General features: G+C 55.8%; 16 protein-coding genes. 9 read left to right on the top strand and 7 right to left on the bottom strand.

The features are described from left to right. Window positions 1-6 precede the first annotated feature (6 nt). Window positions 7-852, bottom strand: a complete 846-nt coding sequence (gene nhoA, locus OGV82_RS16360) for an N-hydroxyarylamine O-acetyltransferase (protein ID WP_047463652.1) — start codon at window positions 850-852, stop codon at window positions 7-9. A 234-nt stretch (window positions 853-1,086) separates the two neighbouring features. Here nhoA and OGV82_RS16355 point away from each other — a divergent pair, with 234 nt between their 5' ends. Next, window positions 1,087-1,656 carry a flavin reductase family protein gene (locus OGV82_RS16355; protein ID WP_024130325.1) on the top strand — a complete coding sequence of 190 codons (570 nt, stop codon included), beginning with the start codon at window positions 1,087-1,089 and terminating at the stop codon, window positions 1,654-1,656. 107 nt (window positions 1,657-1,763) lie between these two features. Then, the gene (locus tag OGV82_RS16350; protein WP_072025350.1) at window positions 1,764-2,813 is read left to right on the top strand and encodes a GGDEF domain-containing protein; all 1,050 of its coding nucleotides are present in this window, start codon (window positions 1,764-1,766) and stop codon (window positions 2,811-2,813) included. 24 nt (window positions 2,814-2,837) lie between these two features. Here OGV82_RS16350 and OGV82_RS16345 read toward each other — a convergent pair whose 3' ends face one another. Further along, complete coding sequence (locus OGV82_RS16345) at window positions 2,838-3,455, bottom strand: glutathione S-transferase family protein (protein ID WP_047463649.1); 618 nt, start codon at window positions 3,453-3,455, stop codon at window positions 2,838-2,840. Window positions 3,456-3,751: 296 nt separating this feature from the next. On the opposite strand from OGV82_RS16345, the gene ansP reads away from it, so the two are divergent. Next, window positions 3,752-5,251, top strand: a complete 1,500-nt coding sequence (gene ansP / locus OGV82_RS16340) for an L-asparagine permease (RefSeq protein WP_200098734.1) — start codon at window positions 3,752-3,754, stop codon at window positions 5,249-5,251. Window positions 5,252-5,357: 106 nt separating this feature from the next. On the opposite strand, the gene yncE is transcribed toward ansP, so the two are convergent. Continuing rightward, window positions 5,358-6,419, bottom strand: a complete 1,062-nt coding sequence (yncE, locus tag OGV82_RS16335; protein WP_024130323.1) for a 7-bladed beta-propeller protein YncE — start codon at window positions 6,417-6,419, stop codon at window positions 5,358-5,360. Between the two features lie 265 nt (window positions 6,420-6,684). Between yncE and pqqU the strand changes: the two genes are divergently transcribed. Further along, window positions 6,685-8,808, top strand: coding sequence for a TonB-dependent receptor PqqU (gene pqqU, locus OGV82_RS16330; RefSeq protein ID WP_012132367.1), 2,124 nt, complete (start codon window positions 6,685-6,687; stop codon window positions 8,806-8,808). A 76-nt stretch (window positions 8,809-8,884) separates the two neighbouring features. Here pqqU and curA read toward each other — a convergent pair whose 3' ends face one another. Together curA and OGV82_RS16320 are read right to left on the bottom strand one after the other, a co-directional pair. Beyond that, the gene (curA, locus tag OGV82_RS16325) at window positions 8,885-9,922 is read right to left on the bottom strand and encodes an NADPH-dependent curcumin/dihydrocurcumin reductase (RefSeq protein ID WP_024130322.1); all 1,038 of its coding nucleotides are present in this window, start codon (window positions 9,920-9,922) and stop codon (window positions 8,885-8,887) included. A gap of 48 nt (window positions 9,923-9,970) precedes the next feature. Further along, entirely contained in the window at window positions 9,971-10,546 is a 576-nt protein-coding gene (locus tag OGV82_RS16320; protein WP_012132365.1) for a helix-turn-helix domain-containing protein, read from the bottom strand. A gap of 37 nt (window positions 10,547-10,583) precedes the next feature. Here OGV82_RS16320 and OGV82_RS16315 point away from each other — a divergent pair, with 37 nt between their 5' ends. Next, window positions 10,584-11,102: a GNAT family N-acetyltransferase gene (locus tag OGV82_RS16315; RefSeq protein ID WP_047463646.1), complete on the top strand. Its 519-nt coding sequence runs from the start codon at window positions 10,584-10,586 to the stop codon at window positions 11,100-11,102. After that, window positions 11,099-11,548, top strand: coding sequence for a DMT family transporter (locus tag OGV82_RS16310; protein WP_047463644.1), 450 nt, complete (start codon window positions 11,099-11,101; stop codon window positions 11,546-11,548). The genes OGV82_RS16315 and OGV82_RS16310 overlap by 4 nt, the downstream gene beginning before the upstream one ends. Window positions 11,549-11,630: 82 nt before the next feature. Here OGV82_RS16310 and OGV82_RS16305 read toward each other — a convergent pair whose 3' ends face one another. Both OGV82_RS16305 and OGV82_RS16300 read right to left on the bottom strand, forming a co-directional pair. Next, window positions 11,631-11,864 (bottom strand): YdcY family protein, encoded by a 234-nt coding sequence (locus OGV82_RS16305; protein WP_012132361.1) that lies wholly within the window; start codon window positions 11,862-11,864, stop codon window positions 11,631-11,633. Between the two features lie 17 nt (window positions 11,865-11,881). After that, a complete protein-coding gene (locus OGV82_RS16300) occupies window positions 11,882-13,480 on the bottom strand; it encodes an ABC transporter substrate-binding protein (protein WP_024130321.1) in 1,599 nt (532 codons plus the stop codon). 282 nt (window positions 13,481-13,762) lie between these two features. Between OGV82_RS16300 and OGV82_RS16295 the strand changes: the two genes are divergently transcribed. Genes OGV82_RS16295 through OGV82_RS16285 form a run of 3 tightly spaced genes read left to right on the top strand, consistent with a single transcriptional unit; the run spans window position 13,763 to window position 20,239 of the window. Continuing rightward, window positions 13,763-15,094: an SrfA family protein gene (locus OGV82_RS16295; RefSeq protein WP_047463642.1), complete on the top strand. Its 1,332-nt coding sequence runs from the start codon at window positions 13,763-13,765 to the stop codon at window positions 15,092-15,094. A gap of 4 nt (window positions 15,095-15,098) precedes the next feature. Further along, window positions 15,099-18,080, top strand: a complete 2,982-nt coding sequence (locus tag OGV82_RS16290; RefSeq protein ID WP_047464089.1) for a virulence factor SrfB — start codon at window positions 15,099-15,101, stop codon at window positions 18,078-18,080. After that, window positions 18,077-20,239: a virulence factor SrfC family protein gene (locus OGV82_RS16285; RefSeq protein ID WP_047463640.1), complete on the top strand. Its 2,163-nt coding sequence runs from the start codon at window positions 18,077-18,079 to the stop codon at window positions 20,237-20,239. Before OGV82_RS16290 ends, OGV82_RS16285 begins: the two co-directional genes overlap by 4 nt. Window positions 20,240-20,286 lie beyond the last annotated feature (47 nt).

Genomic DNA, 20,286 nt, shown 5'->3' with positions numbered 1-20,286 from the left:
AAAACGTTATTTCCCTGCCTCCGGGTGGGTATCAAACGCCGCCATAACGGCCGCTAATTCCGCCTCGGTAAACCCGTGCTTCGCATCATCGACTCCCAGCCCAAACTGCTCCTGCAATAGCGCGTAAAGCGACGCCACATCCGGCACATTACGCTGTTCTATCGCATGGCCTTCCTGATAATGGGTGAAATGGAAATTGGTCAGCGTCAGCTTACCGCCATCCGGCAAATGGCGGCACATCAACAGGTGATGGCGAAAATGCGACTGCGGCCAGTGCGCTGACCAGAAGTTGCCCATCACGTAATCGCTCTGCTGCTGAACTCCCAGATCGAAGCAATACATCGACTGCCAGTGATCGTGATGGCGGAACTGCAAAATCCAGTTATTCCCCTCTTGTCGCAAACGGTATTTGCCATGCGGCGTCTGTTGTTCACATTCTGCCTGCAAACGGATGGGCGCGGTCAATGTCTGCCCGCCAAATCCGACGTCTGCAATCCACGGTTCGCCTTGCAGTTCGACCAGTAACAGCCGGTGCGTGCGTGGCGGCAAGCTGGTCGGGTTTGTTAGTACGACGCGCCCCAGCAGGCTGCGCACGGTAAAGCCTGTCTCCCGTAAAGCACGTTCAAACAGCCCATTTTGTTCGAAGCAATAGCCGCCGCGACGGGCGGTCAGCAATTTTTCTTCCAGCGACAAATCGTCGAGCTGAATTTCGCGCGGCAGTAAGACATCCAGATTTTCAAACGGAATGGTGCTGTTATGCTGCAAATGCAGCGCTCGTAAAGTGTCAAGATTAGCTTCGGCAGCGCCCGACCAATTTATGCGGGCAAAATAGGCGGTCAAAAAAGACGTCATAAGGCATTCCTGTCTGTAGGGGTTCACGCAAAAAAGCTGATTCTACGCTGATGGCGGCAATCTGTTACCCTGCCGCCTGACGTAATATGTCACGGATGCGGTTCTCAACCTGGAGTATGATTGATTTTTGGCGGTATTACGTACAATAACGTGCGTTGCACATGTATCTTTTAGCCACTATTTTCAATAGTGTCGTTACGATAAGACGATAATCCCCCTGAACGAGGCATACCTATGAGTCGTTTTCGTCCTGTAGAGCTACATCATGCCAGCCGTCTGTTAAATCACGGCCCGACGGTTCTGATCACCAGCCGGGACGATCGCACGGAGCGGCGGAATGTCATGGCGGCGGCGTGGTCTATGCCCGTCGAGTTTGAGCCTCCCCGTCTTGCCATTGTGCTGGATAAAACCACCTGGTCGCGCGAGCTTATAGAACGCAGCGGTATGTTTGGCATCGTGATTCCCGGCGTAGCGGCAACGAACTGGACGTATGCGGTAGGCAGCGTCTCTGGCCGCGAAGAAGATAAATTCAACTGCTATGGCATCCCGGTGATAAAAGGCCCGGTGCTCGGTTTACCCATGATCGAAGAGAAATGCCTTGCCTGGATGGAATGCCGACTGCTGCCCGCAACGTCGGCACAGGAAAAATATGACACGCTTTTTGGCGAAGTGGTTTCGGCGGCGGCGGATGAACGTGTTTTTATTGAAGGCCGCTGGCAGTTTGATGACGATAAACTGAATACCCTGCATCATTTAGGCGCGGGAACCTTCGTTACCTCGGGCAAAAAAATTACCGCGGGCTGAAGGCGAAATGCCCTCCGGCATCCCCGTTTATCATCCACTCTTCAGATAACGCTATGGCTCAGGATAACAGAAAAGCGAAACATACCATTTGGACCACTCGCGAGGATATGGTGAGACGAGGAATGGCTCTCAGCCTGCCGTGGTTTGCTTTTGTGAATATCAGTTTTGCGCTGATGATCTTTTTTCGTGACGCGTTATTCCACGATACCCACGCGCGCTATCTGGCAGAGATGCGTATTGTCCGCACTATTGATGACGCCGTTATCGGCATTATGCTGGTCTGTGCCCTGCTGTTGATTACCTCCCGGCGGCAATCCTGGCTGACGCAGGGATTATTAATCACCCTTAGCCTGTTCTGGTCCTGGTGCAGTTATTATTTCATCAGCCACTGGCAATTAACGTTCGCCTATCCTCTCTGTGCGGTGTTATTACTCAGCGCCGTGATCGCACTCTATTTTCATACGCCGAGCGTACTCGCTTTTCTGCTCCCGCTATGGCTGACCGTCCCCGTCGCCAGCGTTGTTTTGAATCAGAAAGTGAATATTCATTTCGCGGTGATCTGGGGCATTTTCTCGCTTATTTTGCTGGGCGGCCGTTTTATGCTGATTCGCTGGTTTGATGAAGCCTGGCGACAAAATCAACACAACAACCTGCTTATTTCGCGCCTGGATAACCTTGCGCATCGCGACCCGCTCACCGGTACGGCAAACCGGCGCGCAATGGAAAAACTGCTGCATAACGCAATGGCGCAGCAAAATGCGTTTGCGCTGATCATGCTCGATGTCGATTTTTTTAAACGCTATAACGACGCCTACGGGCACCCGGCCGGTGATGCCTGCCTGAGTCAGGTCGCGGATATACTCGCTCAGTCGGTGCGCAGCCCGGAAGATGTGGTCGCCCGCTATGGCGGCGAAGAGTTCGCTGTTATTTTGTTTGACGCGACGTTGCAAGATGCAGAGCGCGTGGCGGCGAGAATACAAAAAGCGCTGGAAGCGGCGGCGATCCCCCACCCGGCGTCAACGGTAAGTGACACTGTCACGGTAAGTCAGGGTATCGCCTGCTCAGAGAAAGGAAAAACCGCTGAACAGACGATCGCGGATGCCGATGCCGCGCTGTACCGGGCCAAAGAGGCCGGACGGAATCGTTGGGTGCGCTGACGGCCATCATCGGCGCCGCCCGTGCTAAATGATGTCGTTATTTTTCAGCACCGTCTGGAGCGGTGGATGCTGGCAGACCGCATCGGCAATCGCGCTAATGTTCGGGGCGTTGTCCTGAAACCAGTCATGGCCCGGCCCCCAGGTGCGCAACACGCACAGATAACAGTCCAGCAGCGTTAGCTGTCCGCCAAAGGCGTAGGGTTCCGCTATCAGCCGATCGTTGAGCCATATATACAGCGCCTTACGGTATTCAAGGCAGCTTTTCTTCAACTGCTCCGGGGCATTTTGCACCCAGCGTTCAGGGTAATCAGCATACGTGAATGTGGGATAAACGTTCGCTACCAGCCAGATTAACAAACGCTGGAACTGCTGACGCTCGGCGTGTCCGACCGGCGGCGCGAGATCGGGACGGCGATCGAGGATCATCAGCGCAATGGCGGCGCTCTCCGTCATGATTTCTCCGTTTTCCAGCGCCAGCGTTGGAATCTGGCACAGCGGGTTGAGCTTCTGGAGCAGATCCCGCTGCGGCCCCTCGGCATCAAACCCCTTCACATCGATAAATTGATACGGAATCTCCGCCAGAGTCAGCATGACTTCGCTAATTGCCGAGCCCCAGCCGGGTACGCCATAAACTTTGATCATGCGGCCTCCACAACGTGTAAAACGCTAAGTGTAGTTGATTCACCGTGCTACTGGCTGAATCGTGACTACAGCGCGGCTGAGCTGACCACACGTAAAAGCACGACGTCTTAACGCTGCGTTTCCGGGTATGTTTTGCGTCGTTTAACAATTGCAGGTAGGATGCTCCGCCGATGGTTTTATCCCTACCACAGAATGATGGGAAAAACCGTTTCAGCGTTAGCCAGGCAATCGTTTGGTTAGCAAAAGGTGCGGCACAAAAAGTATCTCTTCTGTCCGACAGGTCAACAGGTAACACAATGAAAACACACAATACAAACGCGCTTGAACAACATGCCGCGAAACGACGCTGGTTGAACGCCCATGAAGAGGGTTATCACAAGGCGATGGGCAACCGACAGGTACAAATGATTGCCATTGGCGGCGCAATTGGCACCGGATTGTTTTTAGGGGCTGGCGCACGACTACAAATGGCTGGCCCTGCCCTGGCGCTGGTTTATCTGGTATGCGGTATTTTCTCATTCTTTATTCTTCGCGCGCTCGGCGAGCTGGTTTTGCATCGCCCTTCCAGCGGCAGCTTCGTCTCCTACGCCCGTGAATTTTTAGGCGAGAAAGCGGCATACGTCGCAGGCTGGATGTACTTCATCAACTGGGCGATGACCGGGATCGTCGATATCACCGCAGTGGCGCTGTATATGCACTACTGGGGCGCATTCGGTGACGTTCCGCAATGGGTGTTTGCCCTGGGCGCGCTGGCGATTGTGGGCACAATGAACATGATTGGCGTGAAGTGGTTCGCCGAGATGGAGTTCTGGTTCGCGCTGGTAAAAGTGCTGGCGATTGTCCTGTTTCTGGTTGTCGGCACAATCTTTTTAGGAAGCGGCAAACCGCTGGATGGCAACACAACAGGCTTCCATCTGATCACCGATAACGGCGGGTTCTTCCCGCATGGCCTGTTGCCTGCTCTGGTGCTGGTTCAGGGCGTTGTCTTCGCCTTCGCGTCGATTGAGCTTGTTGGTACGGCGGCCGGAGAGTGCAAAGATCCGCAAACGATGGTGCCAAAAGCGATCAACAGCGTGATCTGGCGTATTGGCCTGTTCTATGTTGGTTCCGTTGTCCTGCTGGTGTTGCTGCTGCCGTGGAACGCGTATCAGGCCGGTCAGAGCCCCTTCGTGACCTTCTTCTCAAAACTGGGCGTGCCTTACATCGGCAGCATTATGAACATTGTGGTGTTGACGGCGGCCCTCTCCAGTCTGAATTCAGGCCTGTACTGCACCGGCCGTATTTTACGTTCGATGTCGATGGGCGGTTCCGCGCCGAAATTTATGGCGAAAATGAGCCGTCAGCAGGTGCCGTACGCCGGTATTCTGGCGACGCTGGGCGTGTATGTCATCGGGGTGTTGCTCAACTATCTGGTGCCTTCTCAGGTTTTCGAAATTGTCCTTAACTTCGCATCGCTGGGTATTATCGCCTCCTGGGGCTTCATCGTGGTGTGCCAGATGCGTTTGCGTAAGGCGATTAAAGAAGGCAAAGCGGCAGACGTCAGCTTTAAGTTACCGGGCGCGCCGTTTACTTCCTGGCTCACCCCGCTGTTCCTGCTGAGCGTTCTGGTGCTGATGGCGTTTGATTACCCTAACGGCACCTATACCATCGCTTCACTTCCGCTGATTGCCATTCTGCTGGTCGCTGGCTGGTTTGGCGTGCGCAACCGCGTGGCAGAAATTCACCGCACCGCGCCGGTTGTGCCGCAGGAAGAGAGTAAGCAGGACATGGTATTACGAGAAGAGACGGCGAGTTAACACTGGCAGCCCGGTGGCGTGACGTTTATCGGGATGTTGTTACGCGGTAAAAAGGAGGGGCTTGCCCCTCCTTTTTTTACTTAATGCTTACAGCGTTATTTAACCGTTACAGCGCGATGCGGATAACATCATCTGGCTGAGTGGCTTCCTGCTCACGGGTTGATTTCTGCTTCACGCTCACGAACAGCGTTTGCCCGTCCGCAGACAGCGCCAGACTATTCGGGAATGTCGGCGTGTCGTAAGTTTTCACGACCTTATAGCTTTTCGCGTCAATCACGCTCACTTTACCGGCCTGGCGGTGCGTCACATAGGCTTCGTTGCGGGTCGGGTTGAACAGCACGGCCAGTGATTCCGGCGCGGCTACTTTTGCCAGCACATTGCCATTACGGGTATCCACCACCAGAACTTCAGCCGCTTTGGAATCGGTGATAAAAGCGCGATGGCCTGCGGTGTCGAGGCTCAGGTTGATAAAGAAGTGCTCTTTCCCGTCATCCAGCAATGTCTTGCGGCTCAGGATCTTGTTGTCCGCAGTATCGATGGTGATGAACTCGCCGTCTGCGTTAGTGGTGTAAAGACGCTTCGCTTGACTGTCAATGGCCAGACCCGTGCTCATTTTACCGGTATTCTGGATGGTCGTTTTCAGGGCGATTTTTTCACCGTCAACCACCCAAATCACGCTCTCTTTACCGATACCGCTGATATATACGGTGTTGGTCGCATCATCGCTGACCAGTTCGCGTGGTTGCAGCGGACGGACATCTTCGGAACGCTTGCGCTCATCCAGCACCAGACGCCCTTTTACATCACCTGTTTTGGCATCGATTGCCGTCAGCGCGCTATTTACGGTGTTACCAAACCACAGCGTTTGCGTCGCGTTGTTGATGGTCGCGCCAAACGGTTTGAGATCGTTATGGATGGCCTGCGTCACCTCAAGGGTAACCGGGTCGAGGCGATAAACCACCCCACCTTTGTCCGTTTTGCGGCTTTGCGAAGTAGCCAGCCACAGCGCATTTTCCTGCTGGCTATAGGCCATTTCATAAGCGCCCTTGCCGACGGCTTTACGCAGCATTTCTTCTGCCGCCTGCGTGCTAAATGAAGACGCGACCAGCAGTGAACCTAACAGTAAAGAACCACGCAGGCGCGGCGAAAACAGATGACGTAAATGCATGACGACTCCCTTTGATAAACACGTTTGTAGCTGCTTCACATGGCTTCGGCGAGTGAATCCGTGTCCCACTCGCTGTACGTAGATGCGAATAGTAATCATTATTTAGTGCAAAGTGGAGCGTTTCTTTGCAGGCAGTCTACAATTTCTTTAATTTTTTCATGTTCCATTAACGCATCGTGCTATTAAATTTTTCATATATTTACAAAGTAATTAAAGTATTCATCAAATTTCATTTGGCACGTTTACTCGTGATTGGTTTTTTTTCATGAAGATCATTACCGCTCGTCAGGCCGCATTTCCCGCCCTTTTATTCCCTTTCGTTTTCTCGCCGGTGAGCCAGGCGGCCACGGCTGAAGATGAACAAACGATGATTGTTAGCGCGACGCCGCAAACGGTGTCTGAACTGGACACACCCGCCGCCGTCACCGTGGTTGAAGGGGAAGATATGCGACTGGCGACGCCGCGTATTAATCTGTCTGAATCCTTAAACGGCGTGCCCGGTTTGCAGGTGCAAAACCGTCAGAACTATGCACAGGATTTACAGTTGTCAATTCGCGGATTTGGCTCCCGTTCTGCGTACGGCATTCGCGGTATTCGTCTGTATGTTGACGGCATCCCGGCCACCATGCCGGACGGACAAGGGCAGACGTCCAATATCGATCTGAGCAGCGTCCAGAATGTGGAAGTGCTGCGCGGCCCCTTCTCCGCGCTGTACGGCAACTCTTCCGGCGGCGTGATGAACGTGACGACGGAAACCGGACGCCAGCCGCCGACGATTGAAGCCAGCAGCTATTACGGCAGTTTCGGTAGCTGGCGCTATGGCATGAAAGCCACGGGGGCGATGGGTGACGGAACGCAGGCGGGTGACGTGGATTACACCGTCTCCACGACCAGATTCACCACCCACGGTTTTCGCGATCGCAGCAGCGCGCAAAAGAATCTGGCTAACGCAAAACTGGGGGTGCGTCTGGACGATGCCAGTAAGTTAAGCCTGATTTTCAATAGCGTAGACATTCACGCGAATGACCCCGGCGGCCTGACCGAATCCGAATGGAAAGCCAACCCGCAGCAGTCGCCGCGTGCCGAACAGTTCAACACGCGAAAAACCATCAAGCAGACTCAGGCAGGCCTGCGCTATGAGCGTCAGCTCAGCGAACACGACGATCTGAGCGTAATGATGTATGCCGGTGAACGTGAAACCACACAATACCAGTCCATACCGATGGCGCCGCAGCGGGATAACCCCGCGCATGCAGGCGGCGTAATCGTGCTTCAGCGGCATTATCAGGGTATCGACACCCGCTGGACGCACCGGGGCGAGCTGGGCGTACCTGTGACGTTCACCACCGGCCTGAACTATGAAAATATGAGCGAAAATCGCAAGGGTTACGAGAACTACCGCCTGAATAACGGCGTGCCGCAGTTTGGCGTGAAAGGCGATTTGCGTCGTAATGAGCGCAACCTGATGTGGAACGCCGATCCCTACCTGCAAACGCAGTGGCAACTGACCGAAAAACTTTCGCTTGATGCCGGCGTGCGGTACAGCTCAGTCTGGTTTGACTCTAACGATCATTACGTTACGCCTGGAAACAGAGATGACAGCGGCGAGGCCAGCTACCATCAATGGCTCCCTGCCGGGGCGCTCAAGTATGCGTTCACCGATGCGTGGAACGTTTATCTGGCCGCAGGGCGCGGTTTTGAAACGCCGACCATCAATGAACTCTCCTATCGCCCGGACGGACAAAGCGGCCTGAACTTCGGCCTGAAACCCGCCACCAATGACACGGTGGAAATTGGCAGTAAAACGCGTATTGGCGATGGTTTACTGACGGCGGCGCTCTTCCAGACGGATACGGATGATGAAATTGTCGTCGCCACCAGCGGCGGCGGGCGCACCACATATAAAAACGCCGGTAAAACCCGCCGCCAGGGTGCGGAATTATCGTGGGATCAGCGTTTCGCCGGTAACTGGCGGGTAAACGCCTCCTGGACCTGGCTGGATGCGACCTACCGCAGCAACGTCTGCAAAAGTGGCGATTGCAACGGTAACCGCATGCCGGGCATTGCGCGTAATATGGGGTTCGCCTCGCTGGGATATGTACCGGATGAAGGCTGGTATGCCGGCACCGATGCCCGCTATATGGGGGACATTATGGCAGACGATCACAACACGGCAAAAGCGCCCTCGTATACCGTGGTTGGTCTGAACACCGGGTATAAGTTTAACTACAGCAACTTAACGGTCGATGTGTTTGGCCGGGTCGATAACCTGTTTGATAAAGAGTATGTCGGTTCGGTGATCGTCAACGAATCAAACGGACGCTATTACGAACCGGCGCCGGGGAGAAACTACGGCGTTGGCGTCAATCTGGCATGGCGTTTTGAGTAAGCACCAGAGCTAAAAAAGCTAAAAAAAATAGCGGGGAATCGCCCCGCTATTTTTTAATGTCATGCAGCGTCAATTCTCAGGCATCATCCGCCAGGCGAATCACGACCTTGCCGAAGTTCTTCCCGGTCAGCAGACCGATAAACGCCCCCGGCGCTTTTTCCAGTCCGTCGGTGATCTGTTCGCGGTAGTGGATCTTCCCTTCTTTGACCCAGCGCCCCATCTCCTGCTGAAACTCATGAATCCGGTGCCCGTAGTCCTGACCAATAATAAACCCTTGCAGGCGGATGCGTTTTTTTAACAGCGTCGCCATTAATAGTGGCAGCCGGTCAGGTCCATCGGGGAGTTTTGTGGCGTTATACCCGCTCACCAGACCACACAACGGGATACGTGCCGAAGTATTCAACAGCGGCAGAACCGCATCAAACACTTTGCCGCCGACATTTTCATAATACACATCAATTCCCTGCGGGCAGGCTTTCGCCAGTTGTTCCGCAAAATCCGCCGCGTGGTGATCGAGGCATATGTCAAAACCGAGAATCTCGGTCGCGTAGCGGCATTTTTCTGCGCCGCCTGCGACACCCACCACATGACAGCCCTTCAGTTTGCCTATTTGCCCGACGGTTGCGCCGACCGGCCCGGTGGCGGCAGCAACGACCAGCGTTTCCCCTGCTTTGGGCTGGCCGATATCCAGCAGTCCCATATAGGCGGTAAAGCCCGGCATCCCCAGCACGCCCAGCGCCCATGACGGATGCTCAGGGTTGTCACCGAGTTTCACCAGCCCTTTCCCGTCGGAAATATCATAATCCTGCCAGCCGCTGTAACTTAATACCCATTCTCCCGGATGGTAATCAGGGTGACTGGACTCCACGACCCGGCTGACCGTTCCGCCAACCATCACGCCGTCGATCTCCACTGGCGGTGAGTAGGACGGTTCGTCGCTCATTCTTCCGCGCATGTAGGGATCGAGGGACAGGAAAATTGTACGTAACAGCACTTGCCCTTCACCGGGCGTCGCCACGTCGTCCTCTTCCATGCGGAAGTTGCTCTCAACCGGCGCGCCATGCGGGCGCGAAGCCAGAACCCAACGACGATTACGGTATGCTTGTTGGCCCATGATGTTCTCCTCTGCTTGTGGCATGAATCCCTCAATAGTAGCCGAACATTAATTACCCGCGTGGTTTAAGCGCACAACCAGGTAAACGCATGTTTCCTGCGTCTCATTGATAAAACGGCAGTCGTTTGGCGGCCCCAGCTCCAGGCAGTCGCCCGCTTTCATCTCATGGCGAACCCCGCCTTCGACAAAGACCAGCTCTCCCTGCTGTAGCCAGATAAGCTGTCTTGCCAGCGCGTAGGATGCCGCAGGCATCGGTACGTCACTCCCCGCCGGAAGCGAGATTTGTACGAGATCGATGGGCAGGTCGCTGCGCGGTGAAACGTGGCGGCGCAGGTAGTGCGTCTGCGGGTCGTGCCAGACGGGTTGATCGGCAAAACGCAGCAGCTTGCCCTCCTGCATTTCTGCCCGCGCGATCAGCGTCGACATGCTGATGCCAAACGCCCCGGAAAGCCGCCCCAGCAGCGTGGCCGTCGGGCTGCTCTCTCCGCGTTCGATTTTGTGGATCATGGCGCGCGATACGCCTGCCCGCTCGGCAAGCTCCGTCAGCGACCAGCCCCGCGATTCACGCTCAATGCGAATTCTTGCACTGATCCGTTGATTTATGCTGTCTTCGATAGTATTCATATCGTAATACTATAGTGAACAACAACTGAGGTTCAACATGTCTATTCGATTTGCTGGCAAAGAAGACTGCGCCGCCATCGCCGAAATCTACAATCACGCGGTATTGCACACGGCGGCAATCTGGAACGATCAAACGGTCGATGTGGATAACCGCATCGCATGGTTTGATGCGCGTCAGCTATCAGGCTATCCGGTTCTGGTCAGTGAAGAGAATGGCGTCGTCACCGGGTACGCCTCCTTTGGCGACTGGCGTAACTTTGACGGTTTCCGCCATACGGTCGAACATTCCGTATATGTCCACCCGGATCATCAGGGGAAAGGCCTCGGACGGGCGCTTCTCAGCCGTCTGATCGAGGAAGCGCGCGCATGCGGCAAGCATGTGATGGTCGCCGGAATCGAGTCGCAAAACCAGGCATCGCTGCATCTGCACGAAACGCTGGGGTTCCGCATTACCGCCCAAATGCCGCAGGTTGGCACCAAATTCGGCCGCTGGCTGGATCTGACGTTTATGCAGCTTCAGCTTGACGATCGCTGCGACCCGGATGCGCGCGGATGAACCAGACGCTGACCCTCGCCTTTCTGATTGCCGCCGGTATTGGGCTGGTTGTGCAAAACACGCTTATGGTGCGCATCACACAGAACTCGTCAACGATTCTCATCGCCATGCTGCTGAATTCGCTGGTCGGGATTGTCCTGTTTGTCAGCATTTTGTGGTTTAAACAAGGCGCGGCGGGGTTTAGCGAGCTGGCTTCCAGCGTGCGCTGGTGGACGTTGATTCCCGGTTTGCTCGGATCGTTTTTTGTTTTCGCCAGTATTAGCGGGTATCAGTACGTTGGCGCAGCGACGACTATCGCGGTTCTGGTCGCCAGCCAGCTTATTGGCGGCCTGGTATTGGACATTTTGAGAAGTCATGGCGTGCCGTTACGTGCGCTGGCAGGCCCGGTTTGCGGCGCGGTGTTGTTGGTGATCGGCGCGTGGCTGGTCGCCAGACGCCAGTTTTAACTGCCGCTTCGCCGGATGGCGGCGTCGCGGCGTAAACGCCTTATCCGGCCTGTACATCCCTCACAGGCCGTGCTTATCAACGTCAGAGAATGCTACCACCTTTGGTAAGCTGTTCGCGACGCGCTTCCATATCTTCCTTGTACTGACGACCGTGATGCGCAATCGCCGTCCGTAGCCGCTGTTGCTGGGTGTAACGATCTTCCCGGCTCAGTTCGGCGTCATCGCTCAGCGCGATCAGCAGTTCGTTCATATGGGTAATGACGCTCTCTTCGATAGCGGCATCTACGCGCGCAGTGACCTCTTCCAGGTGCGACATAAACTCTCCTTAAACCATCAATTCAATTTAGCTTTTGAAAAATCACTGCCCATCAGGCTTACGCTGTATCCGGTTACGTTGCTGCGTGTGGCGTAGAACGTTTTGCCGTTTGCCAGCGCGATCCACGGCGCTTGCTGATAGAAAATGTCCTGCGCCTGCTGGTAGAGCTGCGCACGTTCTTCCGGCTTGCTCACCCGTTTCGCTTTCTGGACGAGATCATCATACCCTTTATCGCACCAGCGCGCGGCATTTGAGCCGGTTTTTATGCTGTTGCAGCCCAGCAGCACATCGGCAAAGTTATCTGGATCGCCATTGTCAGACATCCAGCCGAACAGCGCGGTATCGTGCTCACCTTTACGCATCCCGGACAGATACTCTCCCCATTCGTAAGAGACGATTTTTGCCGTCACGCCGACTTTTGCCCAGTCGCTCTGGATCATTTCCGCAATGCGCCGTGAATTGGGGTTATAAGGGCGTTGCACCGGCATCGACCAGAGCGTTGCCTCAAACCCCTTCTCCAGCCCCGCCTGTTTCAGCAAATCTTTGGCTTTTTGCGGATCGTAGTCGTAATCCTTCAGGTTGTTATTAAAGCCCATCATATTTGGCGGGATGGGCGATTTCGCCACCGTACCGGAACCGAGGAACACCGCGTTGATAATGGCTTTTTTATCAGTGGCGTAATTTAACGCCTGGCGCACCAGTACGTTATCAAACGGTTTTTTCTCGGTATTAAAGGCCAGATAGCCGACGTTCAGCGCATCGACCGAATGCAGCGTTAACGCGTTATTCTTTTTAATCTCGTCAAACTGTACGGGGGATGGCGCCGGAATAATCTGGCACTCGTTGGTTTGCAGTTTTGCCAGGCGCGTCTGGGCGTTAGGCGTAATCGAGAAAATAAGATGTCTGGTCGGCACTTCGCCATCCCAGTAGTTCGGGTTCGCCAGGTAGCGAATCTGTGAATCCTGCTTGTAGTGTTGCAGTACGTAAGGGCCAGTGCCGACAGGCCAGTTATCGACGTTTTCCGGTGTGCCTTTTTTCAGCATCGCATCGGCATACTCTGCGGAGAGAATGGAGGCGAAATCCATGCCCCAGTCAGCGAGGAATGCCGCATTGGGTTCGTTCAGCACAAACTGGACGTGATAATCGTCGACCTTTTTCACCTCTTTAATCAACTTATCGAGGCCGACATCATTGAAGTATTCGTAGCTGCCCTGCGACACATTATGGTACGGATGATCTGCATCCTTCTGGCGCAGCACCGAGAAAATAACGTCATCGGCATTAAAATCGCGCGTCGGTTTAAAGAATTTATTGCTGTTGAATTTCACACCCTGACGCAGCGTAAACGTGTATGTTTTCCCGTCCGGGGAAATCGTCCAGTCGGTCGCCAGCGACGGCACCGGCGTATTTTTTACCGGATCGAAATTGATCAGTCGGTTGTACAGCACCTGCGAACTGGCCACGAATGACGGGCCGGAACTGGCGATTTGCGGGTTAAACGATTCGGGTGAGGCTTCAGAACAGTAGATGATGGTATCGGTATTGGCCGCAAATGCCGCCCCTGCCGGTAAAAGTGCGCTGAGCGCCAGCGCGAGCAACGTTTTCCCTGTAGACATCGTTATAAGCCTTTTCATTTGATTATAAAGAGAGTCATATGAGCATAGCTTACAAAAGCTGACAAATAACGAATCACTCTCAGGTTATTCCGTTCTGGTATTTTTCGCTAATGAATGCGTCCTGCGGCGTGAAATAATTTCCCTTAAGTCTTTTTGAAAACGTCAAGATTTTTCCCCCGGCGCTATGCCATGAAAATTAGCCCCTTTTTGCCTCTCTTCCGCCGTTTGCTTGTCTTTGTAATCCGTAAAGTAGATGCGTGAAGAAGTCTAAGGGACAACAACGTGGCAAAAACTCTCTTACGTAGCGGCAATCTGGACGACTATCAGGCCGTGGGCGGCGGCGGTCAGGCCGTATTTGATTCCGCATTGCAAATTCGTGAAACGCTTCGTCTGCGTAAACAGCAGGCAATGGTGGATTGTCTGGCGATCCCGCAAATTAATGACAGCGGCGATCGCGTCGACTGGTATTCCCCGGTCGAGGGAAAAGCCATCGCATGGAAGGCCGCAGAGGAAGAAGCGCGATTTCGGGCGCTGCGCTACCTGAGCAGCACGCTGGAAAACGCGGCGGCGCTGAGCCGCAAAAGTCTGCAATCCGGGAAAACTTCGTTGCAGCTGTTCGGTTCCCTGCTGGAAAAAGCGGTTCAGTTCCCTGGGGAAAACCACGTTTTTCTGGTTGATGGCAAACCGGTCATCACCTTCTGGGGGTTTGTGAATCTTAATGAAAACACCCGTGAGGACGTGCTTGACTGCCTGCGCGCCATTGATGTTCCGCCCGTACTGCCGCCTGCCGCTGAACCCGAGCAGGAGGTGGAAGATGAGCCGTTGCCAGAGGTGACGTTTGCCCGTTCCGATGAGCCCTTACTGACGCCGGTGATAATTGAAAGCCCCCAGGAACCCGAAACTGAACCGGTCGCCCCTGTTGTTGTCAGCGAACCGCAGGCGCCTTCGCCATCTCCAACCGCTCCCGTGAAGCCCTCTTCGCGTCTGCCGCTATGGAGCCTGCCGGTTGCCGCCGTGATTGTCGCCGCCGTTGCGGCGCCGCTGTTATGGAAACCGTCTGCCCCCGCCGCCGAAGCCACGACGGTCAGTACGCCGGTTGTCGCCGCGAAAGTGGACAGTAAACCGTTGCCGAAGATGATTGCTCAACTGCCGCTGCATCAGGCGGAAGTAATTCCGCCGGTGAAAAAAGCGAAGCCCGCAGATGAACCGGTGGTGATCGCCGCCATCCCCAAAGATGCGCTGGTGATGGATGCCGGTCAGATGAAAGCGGGAGTCACGCGCTTTTTGAATGGAAACTGGCGCGTACTGATTGACGTTAAAGATCCGGTCAGCGGAAAAGCGCCTTCGCTGCGTTACCAGATCCAGAACAACAAAGGCACCGCCCGGGTGGTACACGGCGACAACATCGTCTGCCGGGCGGACATTTTCTCCGGCCTGCATCAGACCGGAGAGCTGATGATCAAGAGCCGTGGTCACGCACGTTGCACCGATGGTTCGCGCTACCCGATGCCGGAAATCACCTGTAAAGCCAGCACGAATGACGTTGCAGCTTGCTCAGCGCGTTATGACGCCCATGCGGAAGTCCCGTTGACGATCAAAAAGATAGGTGCCTGATTTTATGTTGGTGAATCTGTGTGATTACAAACAGAGCGTAACGCTCATCGCAAACAGCGGCGTACAATTCCTCGACTTCGGCCTGACGCCGCAGGAGTCTGCCCATCTTGGTCGTTTCGTGCGTAAAACGGCGAACGGCCCCCTGCTCCGGCTCGACTTTGATCTGACCAACGGGCGCTATACGGTACCGGGGCGCACGGGGGGGCAACCTGAAGTGGTCAAACCGGAAAGCACCCAGATGTTGCACTATTCGCTGGATGTGCTGGATGGCGTCTGGTTGCCGCTCCCTTTCCTGCGCTTTAACCCTCCCCGTACGTTTGTGGAAGGCCCCGACAACTGGGCGCGCGTACAGGTGCGTAAGCTGCCTGAACCCGACAGCGCGGGCCATACGCACCGCATTACCGTGGCGCTGGACAGCCAGTTGAGCGAGAACGCGCCGGCGGCGCTGGCGCCTAACGAAAACGACCTGCTCAATGGCACGCGGTTCGCGCTGGCCTGGCGCGATGATGAAATTGCCGATTTTCTTGACCAGACGTGGATTGACGGCTGGCTGCGCGAATCCTTCCTTCACCACGTCGCCCAGGAGGAGAACCGCTCCGAGCAGGAGATTCAGCAGGCGCTGCGTAACTTTGAGTACCAGGCGCACTGGTTGAATCTGATGACGTTACTGGGGGAACAGCTTTCCGTACCAGAAGTGAAGCTGGTCACCCACACGCTCAGCACGCCTGCGATTCCGGTGGATCTGATTCTGGACGTCGGCAATACCCATACCTGCGGCGTATTGATTGAAGATCACGGCGACGCCAATGACGGTTTACGCCAGACGGCGGAATTACAGGTACGCTCCTTAAGTGAGCCGCAATGTCTTAACGATCCGCTGTTCACCAGCCGACTGGAGTTCTCCGAAGCGCGTTTCGGCAAACAGCATTTTTCGGTTGAAAGCGGCCGTGACGACGCCTTTATCTGGCCATCGATTGTGCGCGTGGGCGACGAAGCCCGCAAACTGGCTATGCAGCGTCTGGGAACGGAAGGCAGCAGCGGGATCTCCAGCCCGCGTCGTTATTTGTGGGACGAAACCCCGGTTTTACAGGACTGGCGCTTCAGCCAGATGAACAGCAAAACGCAGCGAGAACCGCTCGCCACCGCCTTCCCGCTGATGAATCTGATGAATGACGACGGACAACCGTTATTCAGCCTGCCGCCTGATGACCGGTTGCCGGTCTTTTCGCCGCAGTACAGCCGCAGCACGCTGATGACGCACATGCTGTGCGAAATTCTGTCGCAGGCGCTGGGGCAAATGAACAGCGTGGCGACGCGGTTACGCCTCGGTTTTCCGGCGTCGCCGCGTCAGTTGCGCACGCTGATTCTGACCCTGCCATCGGCAATGCCGAAACAGGAACGCGAAATTTTCCGCCAGCGTATGTTCGAAGCCATCGCACTGGTATGGAAAGCGATGGGCTGGCATCCGCAGGATGAGGATTTTTCCTCCCGCAAACAGCAGGAAAAGAGCGTTGTTCCGGTGCCGGACATTCAGATGGAATGGGATGAAGCCAGCTGCGGACAGCTGGTATGGCTGTATAACGAAGCGATTTCCCATTACGCCGGGCGCACGGAGACGTTCTTCAACGCCCTGGCTCGCCCGGACCGTTTGCCGGAACCGGGCGAAACCAAAGGTCGGGCGCTACGCGTGGCGTCTATCGACATTGGCGGCGGCACGACGGATATGGCAGTCGTTCACTACCAGCTTGATGACGGCGTCGGCGCGAACGTCAAGATCACCCCGCACTTACTGTTCCGTGAAGGGTTTAAAGTCGCGGGCGATGACATGCTGCTGGACGTCATCCAGAAATGCATATTGCCTGCGCTGCAAACTCGCTTGCAGCAGGCCGGCGTGACGGATGCCGCCGCCCTGCTGGCAACGCTGTTTGGAGATTCAGGCCGCATTGATACGCAGGCGATTTTGCGTCAACAAACGGCGCTACAGCTGTTTATGCCGCTGGGGCACGCCGTACTGGCCGCCTGGGAACAGAGCGATGTTAACGATTCGCTCGCGGGTCTACACGCGACCTTCGGCGAACTGCTGACTCAACGCCCTACACGCAACGTGATGAATTACATCCAGCAGGCGATCGACCATGCGCTGCCTTCAGGCTCACCGGCGTTCGATCTGCTGAGCGTACCGTTGCAGGTGCAGTTCAGCCACTTACAGGAAGCACTACTGGCCGGTCAGTTTACCCTGACCTCGCCGCTGCATGCCGTTTGCGAAGCGATTTCTCATTACCGCTGCGACATTCTGCTGGTGACGGGCAGACCAACCTGCCTGCCCGGCGTGCAGGCGCTGATCCGCCATTTACAGCCGGTTCCCGTTAACCGCATCGTCTGGATGGACAAGTATCGCGTCCATGAATGGTATCCCTTCAGCCAACAGGGGCGGATTGGCAACCCGAAATCAACCGCCGCCGTGGGGGCGATGCTGTGCAGCCTGGCGCTGGATTTACGGCTACCGCGCTTTAACTTTAAAGCCGCCGATATCGGCGCCTATTCCACCGTACGCTATCTCGGCGTTCTGGATAACACGGTCAATACCTTGCGTGATGAAAACGTCTGGTATCAGGAGATCGACCTCGATAAACCCGGCGCGAAGCTGGATACCCGTCTGCACTTCCCGCTTCGCGGCAATGTGACGCTCGGTTTCCGCCAACTGGCGAACAGCCGCTGGCCCGCGACCCCACTCTATACCCTGAGCATTAACTCAGCAGAGCTGGCGAAAACCATCGCCGGTGATGGCGTTCTCAATGTCCGGCTGCAACTGCGCGGCGGGAACAAAGAGACGGGGCCGGAATCGTTTGTGCTGAGTGACGCCTGGCTACAGGATGGAACGCCCGTCGCCGCGAATGCCCTGACCTTAAAACTGAATACCCTGGCCGACCGTCGTCATAGCGGCAGCCACTACTGGATCGACAGCGGGAGCGTGTACCTGAAATGAGCAAGACGTTAAACACCACACAGGCCGCCATTGCGTGGGTTAACCATACACGTCAGCACGCAGTACGCCTGGATGATGAAGCGGACGCCCTGCTGGCGCAGCTCACACTCGCCGCTGCCGGTGAATCGGCGCTGAATGCCGCGCAACAGGCAAGAGGCAGCATCGGTCTGTATGGCCATTCACAATCCTCAAAAGCGCATCTGCTTGGCGCGCTGTGCGGTAACGGCGAGGGAAAACTGAACATCGCCACGCCGGATCGCTGCTTTGACTATTTTACCCATATCAACCCAGGCCATGCGCCAGCCAATATGGCGATCCGTTTTACGCAGGATGAAAGCGCGGCGGTTGATAGCGAATGGCCGCTGCGTCTGCGGCTCATCAGTGAAGCTGAACTGGTACAACTGTTTATCGCCTGGGCCAGCGCCTCGCCCGATAACCGGCAGGTCGAAAAATCCATTATTGAGACACGGTTAGAAAAGTGGCAGGCGCTGCGTCAGCGTCAGCCGGTTCAGGGCGTGACCGCAGAGGATGTCGCCGCCATTGCCCGTTTCTGGCGCGCCTGCGTTCCTGTCGGGCAACAGCAAATCGACGATGCGCTCTGGCATCAGTTCGCCTCCCTGCTGCCCTCGGTGGATCTGACGACCCGCGCCAGCGCCTGGGCATTACTCTGGGGCGAACAGCCTGAATTAACGCAGCAGTGGCTAACGCTGGCGCGTACGCTGCAACAGACCGGCCATGCGCAGGAGTTAGCGGCGCCGTTGAGTCTGCTGGTCGATCATTTCGGCCTTCCGGCAGAAAGTTTTCTGACCCAGGGCGCGTTATCCGGCAACGACGCGCAGAGCGACGTCGTTGTACATCCTGTTGAGCACCATCAGTTACTCAATGCGGTGAGCCTCTCTCTGGATTCACTGGCTTTGCTGACACGTGAACTGGTGCTTAGCGTTGAAAACACGGCGCTGGATAATGTCGATCTGCTGGATATTCCGCTGGCGCCGGATGCGCACCCGCATCCACTCTGGCGGGCAAAACTCGGCTGGATGCTGGAACATTATCGCCAACATTTGCAGCCCGATGTGCTGGTCATTTGCAATGCCACCTCTGCCCGGTCACAGACGCCCGCTGCCGCCCGCACGCTGCTGGGCTGGGTGAACGATACACAACCGCTGCGCGACGCCGCGCTACCGGGCGTGGTCTGGGCCATTACGCCGCAGGATGCGCGTTTCACAACGCAGCAGAATCTTGATGAAGCCGTGCAGCAGTTAATGGGGAAACCCGGCCTTCACTGGGGCACCCTTCAGGCGCTGGATAAACACAGCTTGCAGCGTCTGGTGGAATGGCTGTCGCAGGCGACGTCGCCGTTACAGCGTCAGGCGCGGCTGGCCTCCCTGTGTGAGCAGCATCAACAACGGCTTCATGACCTGCTGTTGAGCCATATCACCCCGGAAGACAGCGGCAGTAAGGCGACGGAATCCGTTATTCGCCAGCTTCAGGGGCAGGCCGCCCGGCATGGCGAGTTGCTCGACGGGCTTCTGCCGCCGATACACCATTTTGAATCGCTTTTGCGTATCCAGCAGCCGCGCGAGGAGCAGGTCAGCGGCCTGTTTAATGAAGAGATCGATCTGTTTGCGGATGAGCCAGACGCTCCCCGCCCGGCAGAAAACAAAGAGACAGGGTATCTGGCCCACAAAATGTGGATTAACCATGTGCGCCAGTGGAGCCGAAATGAGAGCAACGCCCGTCGTTTAGGTCTGGAGTCGCATACGCTCAGGCTGGTCGTGGATATTCTGATTACCGCCAGCTATCGGCTTAATGTGCCTCAGCAGTTACAGCAGATTATGCAGCGTGAAGAGGTTTGCGGCGCGCAGCTGCATGCCGGGATCGGTAACTTTATCGCCTGGCTTGGCTACGAAAATGTGGCGGAGGACGCCCGACCCGCCAGCCGGTTCCAGAAAGGATCGGCGATCTTCAGCGCGCCTCGCCTGCAACCGATGGCCCGGCTCACCCAACTGGATGAACAGCCGGTACATGCCGCCAGTCGCTATGTGTATGACTGGCTGGTCGCGCTCTATACCCGGGCAAATGAAAATAAGGGGTATCAGCATCCGCAGGATGTGTCCGACGCCGACAAAAAACGGCTGATGGCGCTGCTCAATGCCTGATGGCGCTACGCAACATCGTAAGCCGGATAAGGCGCTCGCCCGCCATC

The organism is Citrobacter sp. CK191 (assembly GCF_030333435.1).
Classification (GTDB): Bacteria; Pseudomonadota; Gammaproteobacteria; order Enterobacterales; family Enterobacteriaceae; genus Citrobacter_B; species Citrobacter_B koseri.
The sequence above is the reverse complement of the archived record's forward strand: the minus strand, read 5'-3'. Positions and strand labels throughout refer to the sequence as shown.

What these genes read in the sequence shown, in the direction of transcription:
- nhoA (WP_047463652.1), bottom strand. Translation starts at nt 852, where the DNA reads ATGACGTCTTTTTTGACCGCCTATTTTGCCCGCATAAATTGGTCGGGC.
- OGV82_RS16355 (WP_024130325.1), top strand. Translation starts at nt 1,087, where the DNA reads ATGAGTCGTTTTCGTCCTGTAGAGCTACATCATGCCAGCCGTCTGTTA.
- OGV82_RS16350 (WP_072025350.1), top strand. Translation starts at nt 1,764, where the DNA reads ATGGTGAGACGAGGAATGGCTCTCAGCCTGCCGTGGTTTGCTTTTGTG.
- OGV82_RS16345 (WP_047463649.1), bottom strand. Translation starts at nt 3,455, where the DNA reads ATGATCAAAGTTTATGGCGTACCCGGCTGGGGCTCGGCAATTAGCGAA.
- ansP (WP_200098734.1), top strand. Translation starts at nt 3,752, where the DNA reads ATGAAAACACACAATACAAACGCGCTTGAACAACATGCCGCGAAACGA.
- yncE (WP_024130323.1), bottom strand. Translation starts at nt 6,419, where the DNA reads ATGCATTTACGTCATCTGTTTTCGCCGCGCCTGCGTGGTTCTTTACTG.
- pqqU (WP_012132367.1), top strand. Translation starts at nt 6,685, where the DNA reads ATGAAGATCATTACCGCTCGTCAGGCCGCATTTCCCGCCCTTTTATTC.
- curA (WP_024130322.1), bottom strand. Translation starts at nt 9,922, where the DNA reads ATGGGCCAACAAGCATACCGTAATCGTCGTTGGGTTCTGGCTTCGCGC.
- OGV82_RS16320 (WP_012132365.1), bottom strand. Translation starts at nt 10,546, where the DNA reads ATGAATACTATCGAAGACAGCATAAATCAACGGATCAGTGCAAGAATT.
- OGV82_RS16315 (WP_047463646.1), top strand. Translation starts at nt 10,584, where the DNA reads ATGTCTATTCGATTTGCTGGCAAAGAAGACTGCGCCGCCATCGCCGAA.
- OGV82_RS16310 (WP_047463644.1), top strand. Translation starts at nt 11,099, where the DNA reads ATGAACCAGACGCTGACCCTCGCCTTTCTGATTGCCGCCGGTATTGGG.
- OGV82_RS16305 (WP_012132361.1), bottom strand. Translation starts at nt 11,864, where the DNA reads ATGTCGCACCTGGAAGAGGTCACTGCGCGCGTAGATGCCGCTATCGAA.
- OGV82_RS16300 (WP_024130321.1), bottom strand. Translation starts at nt 13,480, where the DNA reads ATGTCTACAGGGAAAACGTTGCTCGCGCTGGCGCTCAGCGCACTTTTA.
- OGV82_RS16290 (WP_047464089.1), top strand. Translation starts at nt 15,099, where the DNA reads ATGTTGGTGAATCTGTGTGATTACAAACAGAGCGTAACGCTCATCGCA.
- OGV82_RS16285 (WP_047463640.1), top strand. Translation starts at nt 18,077, where the DNA reads ATGAGCAAGACGTTAAACACCACACAGGCCGCCATTGCGTGGGTTAAC.